This is a genomic window from Chloracidobacterium sp., assembly GCA_025057975.1.
Lineage (GTDB): Bacteria > Acidobacteriota > Blastocatellia > Chloracidobacteriales > Chloracidobacteriaceae > Chloracidobacterium.
In genome coordinates this window covers 182,031-202,436 of the sequence record JANWUV010000003.1, presented here as the reverse complement: position 1 = coordinate 202,436, position 20,406 = coordinate 182,031, and the positions used below count along the sequence as shown (strand labels likewise).

Annotated in this window: 23 protein-coding genes; 11 read left to right on the top strand and 12 right to left on the bottom strand. The window is 61.9% G+C overall.

Annotation, left to right across the window (positions count from 1 at the left end; translation table 11 throughout):
- Nucleotides 1-212: 212 nt before the first annotated feature.
- From NZ585_03920 to NZ585_03910, 3 genes are read left to right on the top strand one after another with little or no spacing between them, the layout of a single operon-like run.
- A complete protein-coding gene (locus NZ585_03920) occupies nucleotides 213-1,256 on the top strand; it encodes a TIGR04222 domain-containing membrane protein (protein MCS7079183.1) in 1,044 nt (347 codons plus the stop codon).
- Nucleotides 1,186-2,178 carry a DUF692 domain-containing protein gene (locus tag NZ585_03915; protein MCS7079182.1) on the top strand — a complete coding sequence of 331 codons (993 nt, stop codon included), beginning with the start codon at nucleotides 1,186-1,188 and terminating at the stop codon, nucleotides 2,176-2,178. Before NZ585_03920 ends, NZ585_03915 begins: the two co-directional genes overlap by 71 nt.
- Nucleotides 2,159-2,467, top strand: a complete 309-nt coding sequence (locus NZ585_03910; protein ID MCS7079181.1) for an Os1348 family NHLP clan protein — start codon at nucleotides 2,159-2,161, stop codon at nucleotides 2,465-2,467. Before NZ585_03915 ends, NZ585_03910 begins: the two co-directional genes overlap by 20 nt.
- A 160-nt stretch (nucleotides 2,468-2,627) precedes the next feature.
- On the opposite strand, the gene NZ585_03905 is transcribed toward NZ585_03910, so the two are convergent.
- The 7 genes from NZ585_03905 to NZ585_03875 all read right to left on the bottom strand — a co-directional run bounded on the left by NZ585_03905 (nucleotide 2,628) and on the right by NZ585_03875 (nucleotide 9,562).
- Nucleotides 2,628-3,203, bottom strand: coding sequence for a hypothetical protein (locus tag NZ585_03905; GenBank protein ID MCS7079180.1), 576 nt, complete (start codon nucleotides 3,201-3,203; stop codon nucleotides 2,628-2,630).
- Between the two features lie 197 nt (nucleotides 3,204-3,400).
- Entirely contained in the window at nucleotides 3,401-5,254 is a 1,854-nt protein-coding gene (locus NZ585_03900) for a hypothetical protein (GenBank protein MCS7079179.1), read from the bottom strand.
- A gap of 34 nt (nucleotides 5,255-5,288) precedes the next feature.
- Entirely contained in the window at nucleotides 5,289-7,091 is a 1,803-nt protein-coding gene (locus tag NZ585_03895) for a SpoIIE family protein phosphatase (protein ID MCS7079178.1), read from the bottom strand.
- A 59-nt stretch (nucleotides 7,092-7,150) separates the two neighbouring features.
- Nucleotides 7,151-7,495, bottom strand: coding sequence for an STAS domain-containing protein (locus tag NZ585_03890; protein ID MCS7079177.1), 345 nt, complete (start codon nucleotides 7,493-7,495; stop codon nucleotides 7,151-7,153).
- A 109-nt stretch (nucleotides 7,496-7,604) separates the two neighbouring features.
- Nucleotides 7,605-8,018: an ATP-binding protein gene (locus NZ585_03885; GenBank protein ID MCS7079176.1), complete on the bottom strand. Its 414-nt coding sequence runs from the start codon at nucleotides 8,016-8,018 to the stop codon at nucleotides 7,605-7,607.
- A gap of 105 nt (nucleotides 8,019-8,123) precedes the next feature.
- Entirely contained in the window at nucleotides 8,124-9,029 is a 906-nt protein-coding gene (locus NZ585_03880) for a hypothetical protein (protein MCS7079175.1), read from the bottom strand.
- Between the two features lie 59 nt (nucleotides 9,030-9,088).
- A complete protein-coding gene (locus NZ585_03875; GenBank protein ID MCS7079174.1) occupies nucleotides 9,089-9,562 on the bottom strand; it encodes an SPOR domain-containing protein in 474 nt (157 codons plus the stop codon).
- Nucleotides 9,563-9,833: 271 nt separating this feature from the next.
- On the opposite strand from NZ585_03875, the gene NZ585_03870 reads away from it, so the two are divergent.
- A complete protein-coding gene (locus tag NZ585_03870) occupies nucleotides 9,834-10,211 on the top strand; it encodes a hypothetical protein (protein MCS7079173.1) in 378 nt (125 codons plus the stop codon).
- A 34-nt stretch (nucleotides 10,212-10,245) separates the two neighbouring features.
- Nucleotides 10,246-10,695 (top strand): hypothetical protein, encoded by a 450-nt coding sequence (locus NZ585_03865; GenBank protein MCS7079172.1) that lies wholly within the window; start codon nucleotides 10,246-10,248, stop codon nucleotides 10,693-10,695.
- Between the two features lie 24 nt (nucleotides 10,696-10,719).
- On the opposite strand, the gene NZ585_03860 is transcribed toward NZ585_03865, so the two are convergent.
- The gene (locus NZ585_03860) at nucleotides 10,720-10,863 is read right to left on the bottom strand and encodes a hypothetical protein (GenBank protein MCS7079171.1); all 144 of its coding nucleotides are present in this window, start codon (nucleotides 10,861-10,863) and stop codon (nucleotides 10,720-10,722) included.
- Here NZ585_03860 and NZ585_03855 point away from each other — a divergent pair.
- Nucleotides 10,851-11,531, top strand: coding sequence for a Uma2 family endonuclease (locus NZ585_03855; GenBank protein ID MCS7079170.1), 681 nt, complete (start codon nucleotides 10,851-10,853; stop codon nucleotides 11,529-11,531). The genes NZ585_03860 and NZ585_03855 overlap by 13 nt on opposite strands.
- Here the strand turns inward: NZ585_03855 and NZ585_03850 are convergent.
- Both NZ585_03850 and NZ585_03845 read right to left on the bottom strand, forming a co-directional pair.
- Nucleotides 11,517-12,923 carry an aspartate kinase gene (locus NZ585_03850; protein MCS7079169.1) on the bottom strand — a complete coding sequence of 469 codons (1,407 nt, stop codon included), beginning with the start codon at nucleotides 12,921-12,923 and terminating at the stop codon, nucleotides 11,517-11,519. The genes NZ585_03855 and NZ585_03850 overlap by 15 nt on opposite strands.
- Nucleotides 12,920-13,321 (bottom strand): hypothetical protein, encoded by a 402-nt coding sequence (locus NZ585_03845; GenBank protein MCS7079168.1) that lies wholly within the window; start codon nucleotides 13,319-13,321, stop codon nucleotides 12,920-12,922. The genes NZ585_03850 and NZ585_03845 overlap by 4 nt, the downstream gene beginning before the upstream one ends.
- 496 nt (nucleotides 13,322-13,817) lie before the next feature.
- Here NZ585_03845 and NZ585_03840 point away from each other — a divergent pair, with 496 nt between their 5' ends.
- From NZ585_03840 to NZ585_03820, 5 genes are all read left to right on the top strand, one after another.
- The gene (locus NZ585_03840) at nucleotides 13,818-14,588 is read left to right on the top strand and encodes a type III pantothenate kinase (GenBank protein ID MCS7079167.1); all 771 of its coding nucleotides are present in this window, start codon (nucleotides 13,818-13,820) and stop codon (nucleotides 14,586-14,588) included.
- A gap of 58 nt (nucleotides 14,589-14,646) precedes the next feature.
- Nucleotides 14,647-15,156: an asparaginase gene (locus NZ585_03835; protein MCS7079166.1), complete on the top strand. Its 510-nt coding sequence runs from the start codon at nucleotides 14,647-14,649 to the stop codon at nucleotides 15,154-15,156.
- 314 nt (nucleotides 15,157-15,470) lie between these two features.
- The gene (locus NZ585_03830; protein MCS7079165.1) at nucleotides 15,471-15,878 is read left to right on the top strand and encodes a membrane bound O-acyl transferase family-domain-containing protein; all 408 of its coding nucleotides are present in this window, start codon (nucleotides 15,471-15,473) and stop codon (nucleotides 15,876-15,878) included.
- Nucleotides 15,878-16,138: a hypothetical protein gene (locus tag NZ585_03825; GenBank protein ID MCS7079164.1), complete on the top strand. Its 261-nt coding sequence runs from the start codon at nucleotides 15,878-15,880 to the stop codon at nucleotides 16,136-16,138. Before NZ585_03830 ends, NZ585_03825 begins: the two co-directional genes overlap by 1 nt.
- Nucleotides 16,126-16,293, top strand: coding sequence for a hypothetical protein (locus tag NZ585_03820; protein MCS7079163.1), 168 nt, complete (start codon nucleotides 16,126-16,128; stop codon nucleotides 16,291-16,293). Before NZ585_03825 ends, NZ585_03820 begins: the two co-directional genes overlap by 13 nt.
- 75 nt (nucleotides 16,294-16,368) lie before the next feature.
- Here the strand turns inward: NZ585_03820 and NZ585_03815 are convergent, their stop codons facing one another.
- Nucleotides 16,369-19,746, bottom strand: coding sequence for an N-6 DNA methylase (locus tag NZ585_03815; protein ID MCS7079162.1), 3,378 nt, complete (start codon nucleotides 19,744-19,746; stop codon nucleotides 16,369-16,371).
- Nucleotides 19,743-20,360 carry a thiamine phosphate synthase gene (locus NZ585_03810; GenBank protein ID MCS7079161.1) on the bottom strand — a complete coding sequence of 206 codons (618 nt, stop codon included), beginning with the start codon at nucleotides 20,358-20,360 and terminating at the stop codon, nucleotides 19,743-19,745. The genes NZ585_03815 and NZ585_03810 overlap by 4 nt, the downstream gene beginning before the upstream one ends.
- Nucleotides 20,361-20,406: the final 46 nt, after the last annotated feature.

Sequence of the window (20,406 nt, the reverse complement as noted above, 5' to 3'; positions counted from 1 at the left end):
GCCGACCTTGGAATGGAAACCGGAAATTTTTGACAGTTCGGGGACATTAAACAACCCCTTTACACCATCTGCGTACAGAGGGAGTAACACGCTCGGATTCAACGGCGCACAAATTTGACCAAGCCTTACGTATCGAAACGAGGTCACGGAACTAGCAATCAGTCAATCCAACCCATTTCTCACCGCTAGGCTTAGTGCCGGGAGGTCCGCCTATGAGTTCGTATCCGGTCAGCGCACCAACAGGACAGTACACACCGAAGTTTTCAACCCCGTCACCGCACCCTGAGAGCCACGCTTGGGTTCCGCTGCTGTTTGGCGTCGTATGGACGACGCTGCTGGTCTGTTTCACGTACGTCGTGATTGCCCTGCCTAAGTACGACTTCCTCTGGGCGTATCTCCTGTCTTGCGCGGGCGTCATTGGGACGCTTTACCTGTTGCGGGTCATTTCCGAGCCGGTTGGCGAACTGCCGAAGCTTGACACTTCAGACCCCTACCGTCTGGCGTACCTCCGGGGGCGCGCCAACGAAGCCCTGCGCGTTGCGGCGGCGGTGCTGATGGAGCAGGGGCGACTGTTGCTGATTCGAGATGAAAATTCAGGTAGGGCGGAGCCGAAGCTAGCGACGGCGCTGCCCGAAGGTGATCCGAGTACCGCCAAGTTCCCGATTGAACGAGCGGTCTTGGACTTCTTCATGGTACCGCACAAGGCGGAGGAGATGTTCAAAACCGGCGGTCTCAAGATGCGGGTGGACGACATTTACAAAAACGAGCTGACGGCGCTTGGTTTCTTCCCTTCGACCGCGCAGCAAAAGCGACGCAGAGTGCGCGCCACCCTTGCCCTGCTGTTCATTCTTGTCGTCGGCGTTACCAGAATCACCGTCGCCGTCTTGGGCGGACACTACAACATCGGCTTTACGCTCATCATTATGCTGGCGGCCGCCGGCTGGGCGGTGACGTTCGGCGGAGAGTACCGCACCCGCTTGGGCGACCGCGTCGTAGAATCGCTGGCGTCGCTCTTTGACGGCTTGCGCGCCAACGCCGCCGACCTCAAAGCCAGAGGCGCGACCAGTCAGATTGCGTTGGTGGCCGGCGTTTACGGCGTCGCGGCGCTGCCGTCGGACGTTTTCCCGGAAGTGCGGGAAACCTTCCGCGCCGGGGTGTCCATCGGTTCTTCGTGCGGCAGCGCCTGTGGCAGCAGTTGCAGCAGCGGTGGCGACGGCGGCGGTGACGGCGGCGGCTGCGGCGGCGGTTGCAGCTAATGACGCCCTCGCTGTGGCGATGAATCCACCGATACCGGCAATGAAGCGACTAAGGACCGACCGCGTGGGTCTGGGATGGCGTGCGCCGCTGGCCGCCGACATCTTGGCCCACCTTGACCGCATTGAGGTTGTCGAAGTCATCGCCGATGACTATTTCGACGCGCCGGCGCGTGACCGGCGGGCGCTCCGCTGGCTTGGGCGGCAGGTTCCGCTTGCCCTGCACGGCGTGTCGTTGGGGATGGCCTCGACTGCACCGGTGGATGTCGTTCGCCTTGACCACATGGCGCGCCTCATCGAAGACGTGGAGCCGTGGTTTTGGTCAGAACACCTGGCCTTTGTACGCGGCGGCGGCGTGGAAATTGGTCATCTGGCGGCGCCGCCCCGTACGGAGGCGACAATTGAGGGCGCAGCACGCAATCTGGCGAAGGCGCGGACGATTGTCGGCTGTGCGCCGCTCGTGGAGAACATTTCAACCATCATCGAGCCGCCCGGCAGTCGGATGGACGAAGCCGCTTGGCTGCGAGGCGTTCTGGCGGCGACGGAAAATGATCTGCTGCTTGACCTGCACAATCTCTACGCCAACGGTTGCAACTTCGATTTTGACCCGCGTGAGGTGATCGCTGAACTGCCGATTGAGCGCGTCGGCTGCATCCACCTCGCCGGCGGCAAATGGGTGCAGGCGACGCGCTTCCCGGGCCGCCGCCTGCTTGACGACCACCGCCACGCCACACCGCCGCCGGTGTTTGATTTGTTGGAGGAAGTCGCCCGTCGTGCGCCGCAGCCGTTGGTCGTCATTTTGGAACGCGACGGCGACTACCCGGTTTTTGATGAGTTGCTCGCCGAGCTTGACGCCGCGCGGGCGGCGCTGGCGCGGGGACGTGCAGCGCGTTGGGTGGAAACCGATGTCGTCCCCACAGTTTGAAGCCTTTCTGGCGCGGCTTTACGCCGATGAAGCTTTTCGGGAGCGATTCTTGGCCGCGCCGGAAGCCGTCGCTGCGACGTTCGGCCTCACTCCGGAAGAACGCGCGGCGTTGGCAACGCTTGACCTGACGGGATTGGAACTGGCGGCGCGCATCTTCGCTAGGAAACTTGACTACAAGGCTGAGTATCAGCGTCGACAGAGTCGGTTGACGCGCTGGCGGCGCCGGCGGCGCGATTGGCTGGCGTGGCTGCGCCGTTTCGGAGACCTTCACCGACCGCCGAAGACGTAGGTCGCCGAAGACGGATGACGCTTCAGGCGTACAACCGTCTTATCCCTATGATTTAACCCTAGAGCCGCCTGCGAGCCGGTGAGCTTGGCGCATACCGGCGCTGCCACGCACGCCGGCGACCTCCCGGAACGGAGGGGGGAGTGCGGGACATGAAATAAGGTTACGGCGCGCGTTCAAAGCGGTCGCCGCGCCAGCGGAGCGCATAACGCCGGCGATTCTGGCCATCCTTGACGATGATGGTTGTGCCGTAGCGCGGCAAGTCGTAGATGCGGCAGTCGTCCGCCTCAAAGTCCCGGCATTCGGCGTAGTCGGGAATAACGGCGCGTGATACGTCCACGAGTTGTCCGTTCCGGTCGTCGAAGGCGTGGCAGACTGATCCCAGTTCATAATCCGCCGTCATCACGACAAGAAACGTCCCATCGGTTTTCCGAAACTTGGCGATGGTGACGGTGGGACGCGCGCCGTCGCCTGCGACTTGCAGGTAGCCATTGCGCTCGTCGCGGACGGTGACATGTTCAGGGCGGAGGAGTTCGCGGCGGCGCGTACGGGATGGTTCCGGCAGGTATTGGTCTGGAATGGCGAGGAAGTAGTCTACGACGGAGCGTGACGCGCCGCCTGGCTTGACGCGCTGCCCGGCGGTCAAAGTAAGCGGCCAACCAAGGCTGCCCAATAGGAAGGCGATATAGACGGCGCAACGTGCGACAGTAGTGAAACCGGCGTGAGCTAGACAGGGCATACCCAAGCTCCCAAAACGCCCCAAAGGACGGCAAGTGTTCATATGTGGAAGCCTGCGCCAAAACCCGCCTAACCCCATCCCTAAACCATAAGCGGAAGTTCGGACGCCGCCCGCCGACGCAAGGCTTTGGTCATTGGCTTGCCCATCGCTCGACACAACTGGCTTCCGACAGCGTATCTCTCCTCCGCCAGAGGTTGTCAGCGGATAAACTCGTAGCGCACACGCTCAAACAAACGCCCTTCGCCAGCCGCCGACTCGATGGTAACGGTGTCGAACTGCTCCACAACGGTCAGCAGTGAGAGGATGTTCTGTTCCAAGAAGGCGACTGGCTCATCCACCGCGTCTTCCTCAAGCGGCGTCAGACCTGAAACGCCGGCGGAGCCGATCATGCGGACAACCTGCCGATAACCCGGCGCGAGAGCGCGCAGGCGAACGACAGCCTGCCGGTAGGCGGAAGGGTTGTACGCCGGTCTATCTGGCTGTCCCGCCGCCGTCAACCGCGCCTTGAGTTGCTCCGCATAGGCGGCGGAACGGGCGATCACAACAAGATCATCGCTGACAAAGTACGCGCCGCAGCGTTCAAGCGACGCTCCGACGCGCAGCGTCGTCACGCCACTCGACAGAGTTTGCCACTCAAAAGACGGCATCGTCCCAGCGATGAAGAAACGCCGCCCAACGGCGCGCGCTATTGCTGCCTCGTACGCTTTAGCGTCGAACGGACGCGCGCACCGAATGGCGACCGCCCGCTCAAAAGCGACAAACGGCGAACCGCCTTCGGCCACGGTCTCGCCAAGTCGCGCCAGATATGTCGGCTGTGCGGCGCGAAACAGATTGGCCAGTTCCGTCTCCAACGGGTCGGTCAGCGGCGAAGAAGAGACCGGACGCTTCCCGGCAGTCGTCACCGGCGCGTTTGGGTCGTCCAGATCGCGGTCAAAACGCGCGTCGAGACGCTGATAACGTCCCCGCTTGGCGGCGTCACCGGCGATGTCCTCGATGTCTCGCAGGCGTAGCTGTTTGGTGGCTATCATCAGGCGCAGCGGCGGGAGTACTGCCTGCGCCGCCAACCGCGCCGCGCGTTCCGGCGCGTCGTTCTGAAGGGTTTCAACCACGGCGAAAGGAGCTGCGTCCAGCAGGCGCTCCACCATTGGTTGCGACTGCGCGGTGAAGGCCGCCGGCACAGGCCGTCCGGCTGTCAACGACCAGCGGCGTTCCTGTACACCGTCGCCTGTAAACTCAACATCCGCTAGGGTGGCTTCGATCCCGTCTAGGTCGGTCGCCGCCGCGCCGTGAATCCAGTAGTAGCTAAAATACACTTGCTTGCGGAGGCGGGGGAGGTCCGTCCAGAGCGTCAAATCGTGGGGCGTGAAACCGTCGGCAATGGCCAGCGTGGGGGCCATCGTCGTCAGAAGGTCGTCGCCGCTCCGGCCGCCTAAGTTGTCCAGTGCGCGCTGCATCAAGGCTTCCGTCGTGGTCACGATCAGCTTACCGGGCGGCGTCGCCACACAAAGCCCCTGCCGCAGCCGGCCGCCGTCCGTCGCCAACTCCCGGACGAGATAAGCCTGCCCGCCCGGCGTGGTTCGAACCTCAAATGTCGCCTTGCGGGCTAGAAGCGGCGTCGCCGCCGCCTGCGCCGCCGACAGTTCGGTGATGAACGCCAACTCCAGCTTGCCCATATCGTACAGAGCGACGGCCGTCGCCTTGCCGGCCATTTGTGCAATCACGTCCTCGGTCAGCGTGAGGCCGACGCCCGTCTCAAACTCGTTGAGGCGCTCGTTAAGCTTGGCCCACAGCCGCGACCGGCGAAAGGCGCGGTAGCTGTCGCTTGCATAGTAGCGGTCGTGAACCTGCGATTTCCGCCAACGCGCAAACAGATCGCTGAAGTCGCGCGCTTGGACGTAGGCCAGCGCGCCTTTCGGCATGATGCGTGCAAGCGCCAAACCATCATCAGCGTTCGCGCGGCGGTTGGCGGCGACGACGAGTGCGCCGGCGATGACAAGCAACACCACACCGGCGTAAAACAGCCGATGCCTCATCTGAAACAGGCTATGCATACGAACCTCTTCCCTTCCCAACCGCCGGAACGGTTCACTTCACCCGCGCGATCACATACGTCAGGTCGTCGTGTTGTGGGGCGTCGCCGACAAAATCCCGAATGGCGGCCGACAGTTGAGCTGAAAGCTCGGAGACCGGCAAGTGGGCGTACTGCGCTAACAACTCCCGCACGCGGTGTTCGCCGAACTCTTCACCCTGCGCATTGATGGATTCCGTCACCCCGTCCGTGTAGAGGAACAACACATCACCCGGCTCAAGCTGGGTTTCCTGCACTTCGTAAGCGCCCCAATCGAACATCCCCAAGCAGAAGCCGCCGCCGGCGAACCGCACCCATTCGCCAGTGCGCGGCCGATACAGAAGCGGGTCGTTGTGGCCGGCGTTGATGGAACGAAAGAGCCGGGTCTCCAGATCGAGAACGCCGTAGAAAAACGTGATGTAGTTGTACGACGGGGACGCCTTGTAGATGACCTTGTTGAGGCGCGTCACCGTTTCCGCCAGGTCGTAGCTTTCAACCAGCGCGCGGAAACTGGCCTGCAACGTGGAGACCAGCAGCGCGGCGGGCGTGCCTTTGCCCGAGACATCGGCGATCACCAGTCCCAGTTTTGGCTCATCAAACCGAATGTAGTCGTAGTAGTCGCCGCCGACCTGACGGCAGGAGAGGTTCACACCGATGGTTTCAACGGCGTCAAGGACGGGAGAACTGTCCGGGAGAATGCGGCGCTGGATAGCCGCCGCCACCTCAAGTTCCTTCTCGATGCGTTCCTTTTCGATAGCTTCCTGGTGCAGCCGGGCGTTTTCGATTGCAATCGCCGCCTGCGTCGCCAGCGCCAGCAAAAACTGTTCGTCCTCTTCAGTAAAGGGCGCGTAGCCGTCTCTGGTCTGTTTGTCACAAACCATCAGCGCGCCGACAACCTGCTCGCTGACGATGAGCGGCAGGATGGCGTAGTTTTTGTCGCCCCCATGTTCCCGCCGATTCAGCCGACATCCACGCTGGGTCGCAATCACAACTTCGTGGATTTCGCGCGGCTGCACCTGTTCTAGAGCAAGCAGCGTTTTAGGCGGATACTCGGCGTCCATGCCAAACGAGGCCGCCACCCGCAGTCCGCCCTTTTCAAGGGAAAACAACGCGCCTTCACTGGCGTCGAGCAGCATCACCGCCCGCTTGATGATTTCACTCGCCATCGGATCAAGTTCGTGCAACGCCCCGATCGCCAAGCCGACATCGTAGAGCGATTGCATTTCCAAGACCTTCCGTTTGAGCCGGAAGTTGGCTTCACGCAGTTCACCGATGATTTGAAAGTTGTAAAGCGCCAGTGAGGCATGCTGGGCCATTGTGGCCAACAACTGTAGGTCGTCCGACGTGTAATCTCCCCGCCCAAATTTGTCGCCGAGGCAAAGGACGCCAACCAACCGGCCTCCTACTACAAGGGGCATCCACAGGCGAGATGGCAAGGCCGCCAAAGCGGCGAGATCGGTGGCAGTCTGGTCAGCTAGGGGATGATCTTTGGTGAGTAGGTCAAGCGGCTTAGGGTACACCCGCAACCGCTCGGCGGCAGCGGACGGCAGGGGAACAACCGCGGGCGGCTCCATGCCGCGCGTGACAATCGGCCGAAGCTGCTCTGAGGCGGCGTCATACAGCAAAATAGCGCCTTTCGAGGTCGCCAGCGTTCCCAGAATCAAGTGGAGCAACTCACGCGCCGTCGTTTCAAAGCTGCCGCCGGCCGTCGTCGCTTCGCCGATGTCGGCCAACGCCGACAGACTGTAGAGCAGGCGTTCAATACGTTCTTCGCTAATGGCGGCCGATGAAACGGGCGTAGCAGTGGAGGGCGGCGACATGGTGAACTTCCCTGACAAACAAGAGTCACGCCATTGCAAGTCTCCGGCGGATCCAACCACTAACCGGCGAGCGCTTCAGCTTCCGTTTCGTAAACTTGGGCGTACTGCGTCAGACCCATGATTTTGAAAGTCTTGGCGATGATCGGCAACAGGCAGCAAAAAGCGATAGAGCCATTGAGTTCCTGCGCCTTCTCAATCATTTCAATCAGAATCGAGACGCCGATGCTGTTGACCAGTTGAGTCTTTTCGAGATTGAGCACAAACCGCCGATGGCCCTCGGCGGTTCGGCGATTGAACTCGTCTAGAATTTTCTCGCCGGCCAAGTTGTTGATGTAGCCTTCGACAGCAATCACAATCGCGTTGCCAGCCTGACGACTGGTCACTTTGAAGACTTCGTTACTCATGGCATCGCCGGTGAACGCGCCGGTCACCCTCCAGCCCTTGTTTTGTAATCACGCCTCTGTTGTCCGCCGCCTGTAAGCCGACGCCGGCTGCTTACGACCTTCAGTCAACTCAGGCGCACTTCGGACGCCGTTTCTTCATCACGAGTCGCGTTCCTTGGGGACCTGTAAAGTACGTCACCTCATCCATCAGACTTTCCATCAGCAGGCGTCCATAGCCGCGTTTTTGGAGCGGCCGCACGGCGGGCCGAGCAGATGGGTCAAAACCTTGTCCGAAGTCCTGCACGACAACCTCAAGCTCTTCATCATGGACGGCGAATTCCACGCGCACCTTCGGAATCTGGCTGCCGCTATGTTCAAAAGCATTGATGATCCCCTCGACTACCGCCAGTTTGACTTCAGCTACGCAGTCAGGGCCAAGCTGCATCTCCTCCGCCAGTTGCTCTGCGACCTTGGCGGCTTCAAGCTCCTGGTCATGCGCAATTGGAATTTCAAGCTCAATGCGCTTGAGAGTGTTTGCACTCATCGAGGACTCACCACGGCGGCAGGAATCAGGGAGGCGGTCGCCGACGCCGAAAGCCTCCCTTGGGCAAGCGGCGGCAAGCCACGCTCCGAGCGCGTTAGGCGGCGGCTACTTGACGGGTTCAAAGCCCTTGAATTCATACGTCACTCCAAACGTTACGCCGCTACGCGGACTGAATTTCGTCAGCCCAGCGACGCCGGCGAGGTCCCACTGAAAGCCCGCCGCCCGTAGACGTGCGCCAAGACGAACCTGCGCTTGGCTTTCTAAACCCGGCGCCGGCGTGCGGGGGTTATAGCGTCCGGCAATTTCACCGAGTACGTCCACTTGTTCCGTCACACGGTAAATAGCCGCCGCGCCGTAGGTCAATACGTCTTGTTGCGCACTCGGTGTTACTGTACTGCTCAGAATCCCGACGCCAATGTTGCCGAAGACATTGACGCGCGCCTGCGCAAGCCGTTTACCAACGAGCGCCATAGCAAACACGTTGGTTGTATTTGCGCCGATCCCGCGCGACTGATCGCTGCTGGGAAGTTGCACGCCGATGCGTACGCCGAAACTTGGCGCACGGGAGGTTTCCTTACGCAGTTTGATTTTTGTCCAGAGCGTGAAGTCGCCAGCGCCGGCCGTTGAGACGGCGCCGGGCGCGACGGCAAGCGGAATGGCGCTTGGGCCGCGCTCCCGGATGCTTAGGTAATCACGCAAACTGCCCTCGATGGAAAAACCGACGTTGGTGTTCAGTCCGAAGTGAGCGCCCAACATCACCGGCCGGTAGAGATCGCCGCGTAAACCTGACAAGCCGAAGCGTTGGTTTTGAAAAAAGCCAGCTCCCGCTTGGAGACGAATCCACCCGGTTTCCACAATGTCCACATCTTCGGTGAGAAGCGGGCGCTGTTGGGCGCCAACGTAGGCCGGCACCACCCAAGCTAGCCAACCGCAGCACAAGAGGCGCAGCGCGGCCGGCCGCAGCCGAAGTTGTCCGTGTCGCCGATAGCGGGGTGCGTCGTGGGCGGTCATAAGGTACGGAAGGCTGCTCGATGTGGTTATTCAGAACAAGGGGTTTCGCCATTAGCCCATTAGTTTTGAACGACGCGCGCCGCCCGGAAGCCGAAATCACGACGCAGCTCTTCGCTCACCTGATTGGCCGTTTCCAAGTTATACAAGCCGACTTTGACAAGGTACAACTCATTTCCAGTATCCGGCGTTGGGCGTGTCACAAAGGCGCTGGTGAAGCCTTTGCGGTTGAGTTCGGCGACGAGCCGATTGGCTTCGTCGGCGGTGGCGACGGCGGCGACTTGTACTGCGTAACGCGCGTCCGGCAGTGTGATGGCGCGTTCCGGCGGGCGTTCCGGGGGGATCACTGCCAGCGGCATCGAGCGGTGCGCGGATGGTGCAAACGGCGAAAGCTTGCCGATGCTGATCCCCAGCGCGAAAAAGGCGGTGCAGGACAACACCCAGACGACATAGCCGACGAAGACCGGCCAGAAGGAACGACGCGGCGGGCATGGCGACGCTTTCACAGGCGATGGGGAAGCGGTGGGGTGAAGCATGGCGTCCAATCGGTGAGCCGAACTAGTTGTGGGGATAAAGCCGCAACGCCGGCAGGCCTTCCGGCAGGCATGAATCCTACAAAAAATGCGGCGGCTGCGGCGCGCAAATGCGCATGTCCCATATCGATTGAGAGCCGTGTTGAGAAAAGTTTGAACTTATGTCCGATTTTAGCGATAGTGGAACTACGCCGGCTTCTTCCGTTTGTCTCTTCATCGGCGATGCTCGTGTCCCCGGAGCGTAATCCTCTCGGTTCCTGCGAGGCACGATGCCATGAGCGAATCGAATCCATCCGTGCCGCTGTTTGAGCGCAGCTTCTCCAACCTGCTGATGACGGCGATTCTCTACCCAATGACTTGCTTGCCTTTCATGCCCCTGACAGGGATTTACAAAGCCGGTAAGCTGGTCTTTGAACAGCTCAAGGACACCCCACTCGGCAAAACCACCACGACGCACATTACGGCAACAGCGGTTATCACGCCCCTAGTCATGATCCCGCTAATGGTACCGCTTGGTCTGTCTCAGGGGTTGACGTTTGTCTCCGACAACGTAGCCAAGCACGGCATTGACAAGGGCGTGGAAAACCTCTTGAGCAAGATTACAGGCGTTGTTCGAACGACGGCGGGCAGCGCCTTGGGTCGCGGCAACTAAGGCGCACGGTTGCCGAGAAAGTTTGGCGGACACTATGACGACCATGCTTGCGATAGAAGCTCCAGTCGAAGTGTGTTCGTGCGGGGCGACGATGGAAGTGACGGCTCAAGTCGGGCCGCGCCGCTTCGATTATGCGTGTCCCGCCTGTCACCGGCGTAAGTCCAACTACGCCGCCATCACGTTGCGCAACTCGAAAACAAATCGGTTGCACAAAGGCTGGCTGGTCGGTAAGACAAAACCCATCTACATCGGGCATGTTCTGTATCATCAACTGACGATTGAAATCTCCCAGGATGAAGGCGCTGAGATGTGTCACGACCTCAGCATGCGGATGGCGTACGGACGCAAGCCACACGTGACTTTAGAGATCGCCGATGGGCGGTCGCGCAGCGATCTGATTTTCCTCTTCAACCGTGGGTGGATGGAGGACGAACACCACACCACGATTGTCCTAGAGGAAGTTGGGCGCTCGCTTTTCGAGTAGGTTAGAGCCTCCAGCCGCAGGCTCTTACGTCAAGCTTGAGAGCGCCGCTTCCAACCGACCACCGGCGTACAGCCGGCGGTCGGTTGGCGCTTGGCGCAAGCATCCGGCTTCGCTAGGCTTCGCCGACAACCCAAAGCCAACAGGGAGTGCAGGCGATGTCGTTGTCATACATTCTTCAAGAGCTTGACGACCCGGATTTTAGCGACATCCAAGTCGAGGACGAAACGGGTGGCTTTGCGGCCGACAAGACGCTCCGCCTGCTGGTTTCAACGCTCTACACTAGTTGGCGGCCAGCGCAGGGGGCGACGTTTTTGGCTGCCGTACGGGTAGCCATTGTGGACAGTAGACACCGGCCAACAACGGTGACTCCTGACCTTTTCCTGGCCCAAGCAATCATCCCAGCCGACGAATGGTGGAAGCCCACTCGCCGCCTTTACGATCTGTCCTACTTTGGCAAGCCGCCGGAGTTGGTGTTGGATCTTGTGACGCGCCTTGGCCAGCCGGAGGCGCAGGCCGCCCGTCACCAAACGTATGAGCAACTCGGTGTCACGTACCGCGTCGTCTATGACCCGTGCCGCCTGTGCTCTGACCAGGCAGTGACGGTGTTCGAGCGGCAAGGCGACCGCCTGACGGCTCGAACGGACGCGAAACTACCGCAGTTGGGATTGGGTCTGGCGCTCCAGCGCGGCGTCTTTGAAGGGCGGGACGACACTTGGTTGCGCTGGATTGACGCCGACGGCAAGCCGCTCCTTACGGGCGATGAGTTGGCCGATTTCTGGCGGCGGCAGGCGACAGCGGCGGCAGCCGCCTGCCAAGCGCCGTCAGGCAACGCCTAACGCAAATTGCTCGTGAATGGCGGCGACGGCAGCGACGGCCGCCTCCTCCGTCACGACAAACGAAATGTTGATTTCTGAAGAACCTTGGGCGATGGCGATGACATTGACGTTGGCGGCGGCAACGGCTGAAAAGATTCGCGCCGCAATGCCCGGCCGTCCACGCATACCGGCTCCGACCACGGCGACGATGGCGACTGGTTGCAGCACGTCCACGCGCTCGACGCAACCATGGTGAAACTCCATCGCCAGCGCCTTGACCAAAGCTGTCCGTGTTTTTTCCGCGTCGGTTGCTTCAACCATCAGGCATAGGTTGTTTTCCGACGACGATTGCGAAATCAGTAAGACATTGACGCCAGCGGCGGCGACGGCGGCGAATGTTTTAGCGGCGATGCCCGGTACGCCCAGCATACCCCGTCCGGCGACGGTGATGAGCGCAAGTCCCTTGATAGACGTCACCGATTTGATATCGGCCCGCCAGTCGCCGGTCGTCGCTGAAACGCGCGTTCCTGGCGCTTGTGGACGAAAACTGTTCTTGACGTATAGCGGGATGCCTTTGGGGATAAGCGGCAGCAGCGTCTTTGGGTGTAAGACTTTTGCGCCGTAGTAGGCTAGTTCGCTCGCTTCGGCGTAGCTGATTTCCGCCAAGACCTGGGCCGTTGGGATGAGACGTGGGTCGGCGGTCATAAAGCCGTCAGCGTCCGTCCAGATAACGACAGCTTCAGCTTCCAGCGCCGCCCCTAAGATACCGGCGGAATAATCTGAGCCGCCGCGTCCGAGCGTGGTCGGAATACCCTCCGGCGTCGCGCCGATGAATCCGGTTACAACAGGCGTGTGACCGGCGGCGAGCGCCGGAAGCAACCGGGCGCGTGTCGCCGCTGCTGTCGCCGCCATCTCCGGTACGGCTCCGCCGAACGTGTCGTCAGTGACAATCAATTGGTCGGCGTCATAGGCGGTCGCCGCAACGCCGGACGCGCGCAAGGCGGCTGCAACTAGCCGCGCCGACAGCCGTTCGCCTAACCCGGCGACAAAATCCTGTGCACGTGGCGGCAACTCGCCGACCAAGGCGATGCCTTCGCCGATACGGGCGAAGCGGTCAAGCCAAGCGTCTAACTCCACCGTTAGCGTTCGACGTTCGGCGTCGTTTGCCACCAGTTGCGTCAAAGCGTCAAGGTGGCGGCGACGGAGTTCCGCATGCGCGTCGGCAACAGCGGCGACGTTGCCGCAAGCAGCCGACCGGGCGGCGTCAAGCAGCCGATTCGTCACGCCAGCCATAGCCGAGACTACAACGACTATTCGTGCATCCTGTTCGCGTTCGGCGTTGACGATGGAAACTAGCTGGCGAATGCGGTCGGCGTCGCCAACCGACGTACCGCCGAACTTCAAGACTCTCATGGAAGAATCTCAACTGTGAGCGAAAATCGTATAGCGCGTTTCGTACGCCGTGCGTCATTGCGCATCAACAGCACCCGCACGATGTAGTCGCCGTCCGCCGGTAGGGTGACGTGTCCGGTGCGGTCTTCGCCGCCCGGCAACGGATCGCCGCCGCCGGCCGGCAACACCACGCCAACGGGCTGCGGCGTACTGCGACTCAGTGCGAAAGAGAGGACTTGTCCGGCGCGGGCGCGCACAACATAGTCACGGTACGCATAGCCCGTTAGCGTGCCGCTGACCGTGGTTGAGAAAGCCCCCGGCGTGAAGCGCAGCCGCACTGGGCGCGACGACTGCCCGAAGAGCAGCGACGCCGTCACGGCAAGCCATAACCCAAGTCCAATCCCAATGTTCCATCGCATAGCCGAACCCCCGTCCGAGCAACAAGGTCGGCAACCATATCGCAGTCGCCTTGTCGGATGCCATCTTTCGTGGGCGCAGGCGCGCCATGCGGCAGCCGTCATTGGACTTTCTCCCCCTGCGACCGAATCGCCCACTGGAAGTGGTTCGTTTGAGGGGGTGGAACGCGCTTGCCCGAACCGCCGCCTTCGCCTATCGTCGTGCGTGGTCGTCGTCCGTTCTACGCCGTGCGTGCCGGGCGCCAGTGTTTGGGCCGATGCCGTTTGAACGGGAAGCTGCGGCAAGTTCGCGTTTGCGCCGGGCGCTACGTGCGCCGTGCAAGAATGCGACGCTAGGCTACCCACCTGTCCATGCAGGTTCAAACGACGCGCTACAACGGCGGTGGTGGTTGGCGACGACCTCTCTCGTCGCGTGCCGATGCGACGGATAGCCTGCGCGATGCTGGGGCAAACGGCAGAGGAGCGCTGGCAATACGATTCCCCACCAAAGTACGACGGCATGCTGCTCGTAATTGACGTTGGCAATACGAATACGACGCTGGGTGTGTACGCTGGCGAGAACCTGATTGCGCACTGGCGGTTGACGACGGAACAGGAAAGAACGGTGGACGAGTACGGCATTTTGTGCCGCAATCTGTTCACATTTTCACAGCTTGACCCACAGGCCATCACCGGCATCGCCATCGCCTCGGTCGTCCCGCCGCTTAACTTCACCTTCTTTCGCATGGCGCAGACGTACTTTGGACGTGAGCCGTTGTTTGTGCGTCCGACCGAGAACGTTGGCATGCCGATTCGGTACGACGCGCCGCAGGATGTCGGCGCGGATCGGATTGTTAACGCCGTCGCGGCTTATGCGCGCTACGGCGGCCCCTGCGTGGTGGTGGATTTCGGTACGGCGACGACGTTTGACGCCATTTCGGAAGATGGAACGTATTTGGGCGGGGTCATTGCGCCGGGCGTCACGATTTCCGCCGAAGCGTTGTTCCAGCGGGCGGCGCGGTTGCCAAGAGTAAGCATCAATCACCCGGCGCAAGTCATTGGAACTTCGACGACCGGCAGCATTCAATCCGGGCTTTACTTCGGCTACATCGGTTTGGTGGAAGGTATTCTTCAGCGCATGCAGGCGGAGATGGGCGGGTTGCGGGCGGTGATTGCGACCGGCGGTTTGGCGCGCTTAATCGGCAAGGGGTCGCAGCTCATCACGGAAATTGATGAAAACCTCACCCTCGAAGGGTTGCGGTTGATTTACGAGCGGGCGACGCGGGCGTGAGGCTTGAACTGTCGCGTGAACTGTTGCGCCGTCCGCCGGACGGCTTCACGAATGTGGTATGTCCCCAACTTCGCTCCCGCTGCGCATTTTGTTGACCGGCGGTACGCTTGACAAAGTGTACGACGAACGTACCGGCACGCTGGTTTTTTCCCGAACGCACCTGTTCGACATGCTTGATCAGGCGCGGTGCTACTTGGCCGACATCGCCATTGAGCCGGTCATGCTCAAAGACAGCCTCGACATGACGGAGGCTGACCGGATGCTGATCTGCGCGGCGGCGCAACGCGCGCCGGAAGCGCGTCTCATTGTGACGCACGGCACGGACACGATGACGGAGACGGCGCGTTGTCTGGCCGAACACATCACCGACAAGACGGTGGTTTTCGTCGGCGCAATGATCCCCTACTCGTTCGGCGGCTCAGACGCGCTGTTCAATCTAGGGTTTGCGTTGGCGTCCGCCCGACTGTTGCCGCCGGGCGTGTATATCGCCATGAACGGCACGGTTTTTGATTGGCGCAATGTCCGCAAGAACCGCGAACGGGGACGCTTTGAACCGCTCCATTTGTGAGAATAAGCGCGGCACGATCGGCCGCTCCATATTAGCGACACTGCGAGGCACAAGATGCCGGGGACGGCTCAGGTTGGACCTGTCGCGCACAAGTCGGCCGCTTCAGGCGCGCGGTGCGCCCATCATGTGGTTAAGCGGCGGCATGGTTGGGGGGCCGCTTCTCCTCGCTCCGGGGCTTGTTCTGCTGCTGACGCCCGGCGACTGGCCCCGGTGGGCTGTCATGTGGTTGCTTGCCTTTGTGATCTTCTGCGGCTGTAAGTGGCTGACTTGGCGGCGAACGCCGGTGGTCGGCGGGCGTTGCGGTAAAGTCGTTGATGGATCGTCCGCTGACGGCGACCAGTCTGGCGGAGTTTTGGGGACGGCGCTGGAACGCCGCGTTCCGCGACCTGACGCACCGATTTTTGTTCCGTCCGTTGACGCCGCGTGTCGGGGCGCAGTGGGCGTTGCTCATCGGTTTTGCGTTTAGCGGGATTGTCCACGATGTGGTGATTTCGTGGCCGGCGGGCGGTGGGTACGGCGGCCCAAGGGTGTTCTTCCTGCTCCAAAGCATCGGGATTCTCGTGGAGCGAAGCCGCGTCGGGCGGTCGTTTGGTCTTGGCGGCGGTCGGCGCGGATGGTTGTTTACGATGGCGACGCTGCTTGCGCCGGTGGGGTGGTTGTTCCACCGTCCGTTTGTCGTAGGGGTGATTGTCCCCTTCCTTGAAGCGCTGGGAGCGGTTTGATGTCGGAAGAGCTGCTGACCCACCTACTGACGGCGGGTGGTCTTGGTCACTTTGGGGTGTTGGCGGCGTCGGCGTTGGTACCGTTCCAGTTGGACTGGCGCAAGGAGTTGGCGTGCCTGTCACGGCTGCACCGACAAATGTACTGGGTGTACGGCGGCTACATCGTGCTTTCGATTATCGCCTTCGGGCTGATCACTGTGTTTTACGCCCGCGACTTGGCCGCCGGCGGCGGTTTGGCGCGCGCCTTTTGGGCTACGTAGCGGTGTTTTGGGGCGTGCGGGTAGGCCTTCAGGCAGTGTTCGATGTTGAGGCGTATCTGACGGCGTGGTGGTTGCGGCTGGGGTATCACGGACTGACCGTTTTGTTTGTCTTCTTTACGGTCATTTACGGATGGGCGGCGTTGCGTCCGGCTTGAACCAAGAGTGACGCCACGCCGCAGCCACATCGTTTTTCGAGTGGCGCACCGATTCCGAGAAGCGCACTGGCTCGATTAGGCATTTTTCCGATAGTTTGCATCGAGCGCTTCCGACAAAAGCAGCAGCGCAGCGATGCGGCGGGCGACGGCGGTGACTTCGCGCGCCTCGTCAATCGTCAACCCGCGTCCCAGAATCGGTTTTTCGCGGTAACTCAGCCACTTCTTCAGAACTTGGTAGCCGCCGACGGTGTACGCCCAGACGCGCGGCGGGACGTTGCGCCAGTAGACACGCGCGTTGAGGTGGACATCAAGCGTAGCGCCGCCGCCGTCAATCCCCAGCGCCCGGTTGATCTCACTTGCTTGGGCGACTCGCTCGATGATGCGTCCCTTACCGGGCATCACAACGCCGCCCCGCCCGGCGTAGCCCCATCCGGCGGTCACGTCAAGGTCGCCGGCCGCCGGATTGATCGTTCCGCCGTCGGTGACGCTCAACACGGCAATGGAGCGCAGAGAAGCGTCAATGTCGCCTGTGGTGACGCCGGGCACAGGGCGTTCGCCGTCAAGCAACGCCGCCACGCGCCGCCCCAGTTGCGCCGAATTGAGCAGCGCCTCGCGCGTTGTCGGCCATGGAACGCGCGGCCAGTCCCGCCGCAACGCAGCCGCGTTCTCACTGCGGTACGCCGGCGCATGCAGCACGGCGACGATGTGGTGAAACAGAGCATCGGCTTCATCCACCGCTTCAATATCGCGCAGACGCTTCAGCGCCGCCGGACTCAGGTTCAACCGCCGGTTGGCGTTCGCCTCGAACATCCCGTTTTGCTGTCCATTGGCGCGCAGATACAGGGGAAAGAGATTAGCGCCGCGCTCGATAAGATGCAGCGACGCCAGATTCGCCGTCACCGGCGGCGGATCAAACGCCCTACGATTGTGCTGAGCCGCAGCCAGCCAAACATTCCCCTCGAAAATGTGCGGGACGTACTCCGCGCGCTTTTCGTCCAACAACTTTGTTTCCGGCTCCCAGTAGAGCCAGCGCACATCAAAGGGGCGGTAGCAGTAGCGCCGGACGTGTTCCTCACGGAAGCCGCGCTGCCGAAGGAAGCGACGAGTTTCAATCGGATCAAACCGCGCCGTTTCTTGCATCAGGGACGGCGCGAGCTTCTTGATAGCATCATCGCCGATCGTCGGGTCGAAATACTTCCTCATGCGTTCAATCAGGCGCTCGCGGTCAACATCAACCAGCGCCTCGTCGCGGCTGGTCTTGACGCCCGGAAACGAAGTCGGCAGCAGGTCGGGAAGGCGAGGCCAACTCAGGTAGTCTCTAGAAACCTGCGCGGGTGAGAACGGCAATCCCAAACTCAGCGGCGGCGTGAGCGTTCGGTACGGATGGCGTCTGGGATGGTTCAGCGCCGCGAGGAGGTCGGCGCGCTTGCTTTGCCCCCAGAAGTCTCGGAAGGCGACGCGGGCCGGCTTCCGGTGGGACGCGCCGCGCTGACGACGAACCAACAGCGTAATCGCCGTGCCCACCTGAATGCCTTCGGGATTGAGTTCAGTGGAAAACACGCTCGGATCGGGACGACCGTCGGGCGTCGTCTTGCCCGTTCGGTACTTGTCGCCGTTGAGCGAGTCAATCCAGATGCGATCAAACACCTCGAAGTACCGTTCGCGCATCCCGGTGTGCGAGCGGCCGTCCAGCCAAGCGTAGTTGGTGATGAAACAAACGACACCCCGTTGGCTGCGTTCGACGACTTGGCGCTCCGCCATACGGAAAAAGCGTACGTAAAGGTCGTTCAACCCCTGCCCCTGTGGTTTTGGCGCGCGGTGGGTCAGCCGGTACGCGAGGGAGAGGTCGCGCTCTTCGTCCATACGGGCGATGCCGGCGTAGCCGGAGTAGGGCGGATTCCCCAAAACAACGAGGATGGGCGCGTTGCGCTTGACGTGCCCGGCGGCGTCGCGCTCCTGCGCCAGTTCCGGCAAACCGCTCAACGGCAGTTGCACCGGTTTGCCGTTGTTGTCGGCGGCGAGCCAGCCGGTCAGGGCGTTGGTCAAATAGACGCCGACCCGCTCCTGTTCCGCCAACGGCGCCCCAAGCTGCTGGAGCAACAACCCAATCTGCAAGTGAGCGATGACGAACGGCGCGGGCAGCAACTCAAAACCGACAATGCGCGTCAGCGCGGCGCGTTTGATGTCTTGTCCGAGCAGCGCATCGGCGGCGCGACGGCGCAGCGTCGCCTCGATGACGCGCAGCGTTTCAACCAAATAAGCGCCGGTTCCGGTACAGGGATCGAGAACGTACACGTTCGGATCGGCCAACCCGTCGGCGACGCCCAACTCGTCGCGCAGAACCGCATCCACGCGCGCGACCATGTAGCGGACGACCTCCGGCGGCGTGTACCAGACGCCCAACTCCCGGCGCAACTGCGGATCGAACGCCTCCAGAAACGGCTCGTAGAAGTACTGCACCGCCTGTCCAGTGTCGAACCGCTGGAAGAAGGCGGCGCGGTCAACACGGTTCAGCAGGTCGCCGGCGCGGTCAAGCGGCGTCATCAAGCCCAGCGGTTGCAGGCGCAACGGCAGCGCCAAGCGGCTGAACAACGCTTGAAGGACGGGTACGTGCAGATAAAACGTCGCCGTGCGCCAGTCGAAGCGGTCGGCGCGCTCCGGGCGCTCGTGATGCCAGAGCACCCATGCGGCGAAGACGCCGTAGAACAGCGTCTGCACGAGCGTCGAGCGGAAGAAGCGGTCGCCGCGCTGGGCGTCAAAGCGGATGCCCAGCGTCTCTTCCAGCGCCGTCCGCAGTTCCGCGAGCGCCGTTTGCAACGCCGGGGACTGCGCCGCCGCCACGCGCGTACGAGCGTCGCGCGCGTAGGAAGCCAGAAACCACGCGACATCGGCCGGGTTGGTCAGCGGGACGGCGGCGAGCAACGCGCGTCTGAGGAACTCGGTCAGCGGCGCACTGTGTTTTTCGGCGAAGGCGTCCGGGGCGGCGACGCCGCGCCAAAAGGCGTCTTCGCGCTCCGCCAAGCGGTACGACTCGTACACCTGGGGTCGCCCGTCCGCGTCGCGCCCGACCGTGGCAAACTCGCGCAGAGTCGTCGCCAGGACTTGACCGTAGGCGGCGACGTACCGACGCACCTGCTCGCTCTCGATCACGTCGGCGATGTCTTGGTCGGCGCTTTTGACTTCAATGACGCCGCGCGCCGGAGACACGGCGCGAAGATCCGTGGGCGGCGTCTCCTGTGGAAGTTGGTCAACGGTGAAAAGACCGCCGTCGGGCAGGCCGGACTCGCCGCCTTTGGGGTGCAGAAGGCACTGCACCTGTGGGCGCAGCGTTGCGCCAACGGCGTCAAGGAGTCGTTTGAGCGCAGGGTAGAACGACATTTCCGGCGTCGCCGCGCCGGAACGGCGAATTTCACCTAAGTCACAAAAGTAGGTGACGACCGGATCAAGGCTCATGCCGGTTCATTCTGCATGACGACCGACGAAAGAAAAGCTTCAGCGAAGGCGCGAATAGCCGCAAAACCGACGGCGCCGGCTTTCACCACAAGCGGCGCATTTTCTTCCGTAACGCCGCCCAGTGCGAAAAGCGGCAGAGGCGTGCTGTAGGCAAGTGACGCAAAGGACCCCAAACCGAGAATGGGCTTGTCGCCCGAAGGGAAAACGGGGCCGCACACTGCAAAATCGGCGAATCCCTCCGCTGCGGCGATTTCCTCCCGGTTGTGCGTTGAGACGGCGATGAGAAAGCCGTCAGGCGTACAGCGCCGGACGACCGCCGCCGGCAATGAGCGCGTCGTCAGGTGAACGCCATGCGCGCCCGCCGCCAGCGCCACGTCAAAGCGATCATTGACCAACAAGCGCGTCCGCGAACCGGCGAGCGCCGCGACCATCGCAGCCGCCGTCGCCGTCAGAGCGCGGGTCGGCAGGTCTTTTTCACGCAGTTGGATGTAGTCAATCCCCTGTACGGCGGCAAAGCGCGCGAGCGCGATGAGTCGCCGCCGGGCGACGGCTTCATCGTAGGCCTCGCCGGCCCGGAAAAGTCGGCGGCGATCGGTGATGAGATAGCGTTGCATTAGCAGGGGCGGTTCAGAACGGCGCGGTTGTTCAGCGCGAGCGGCT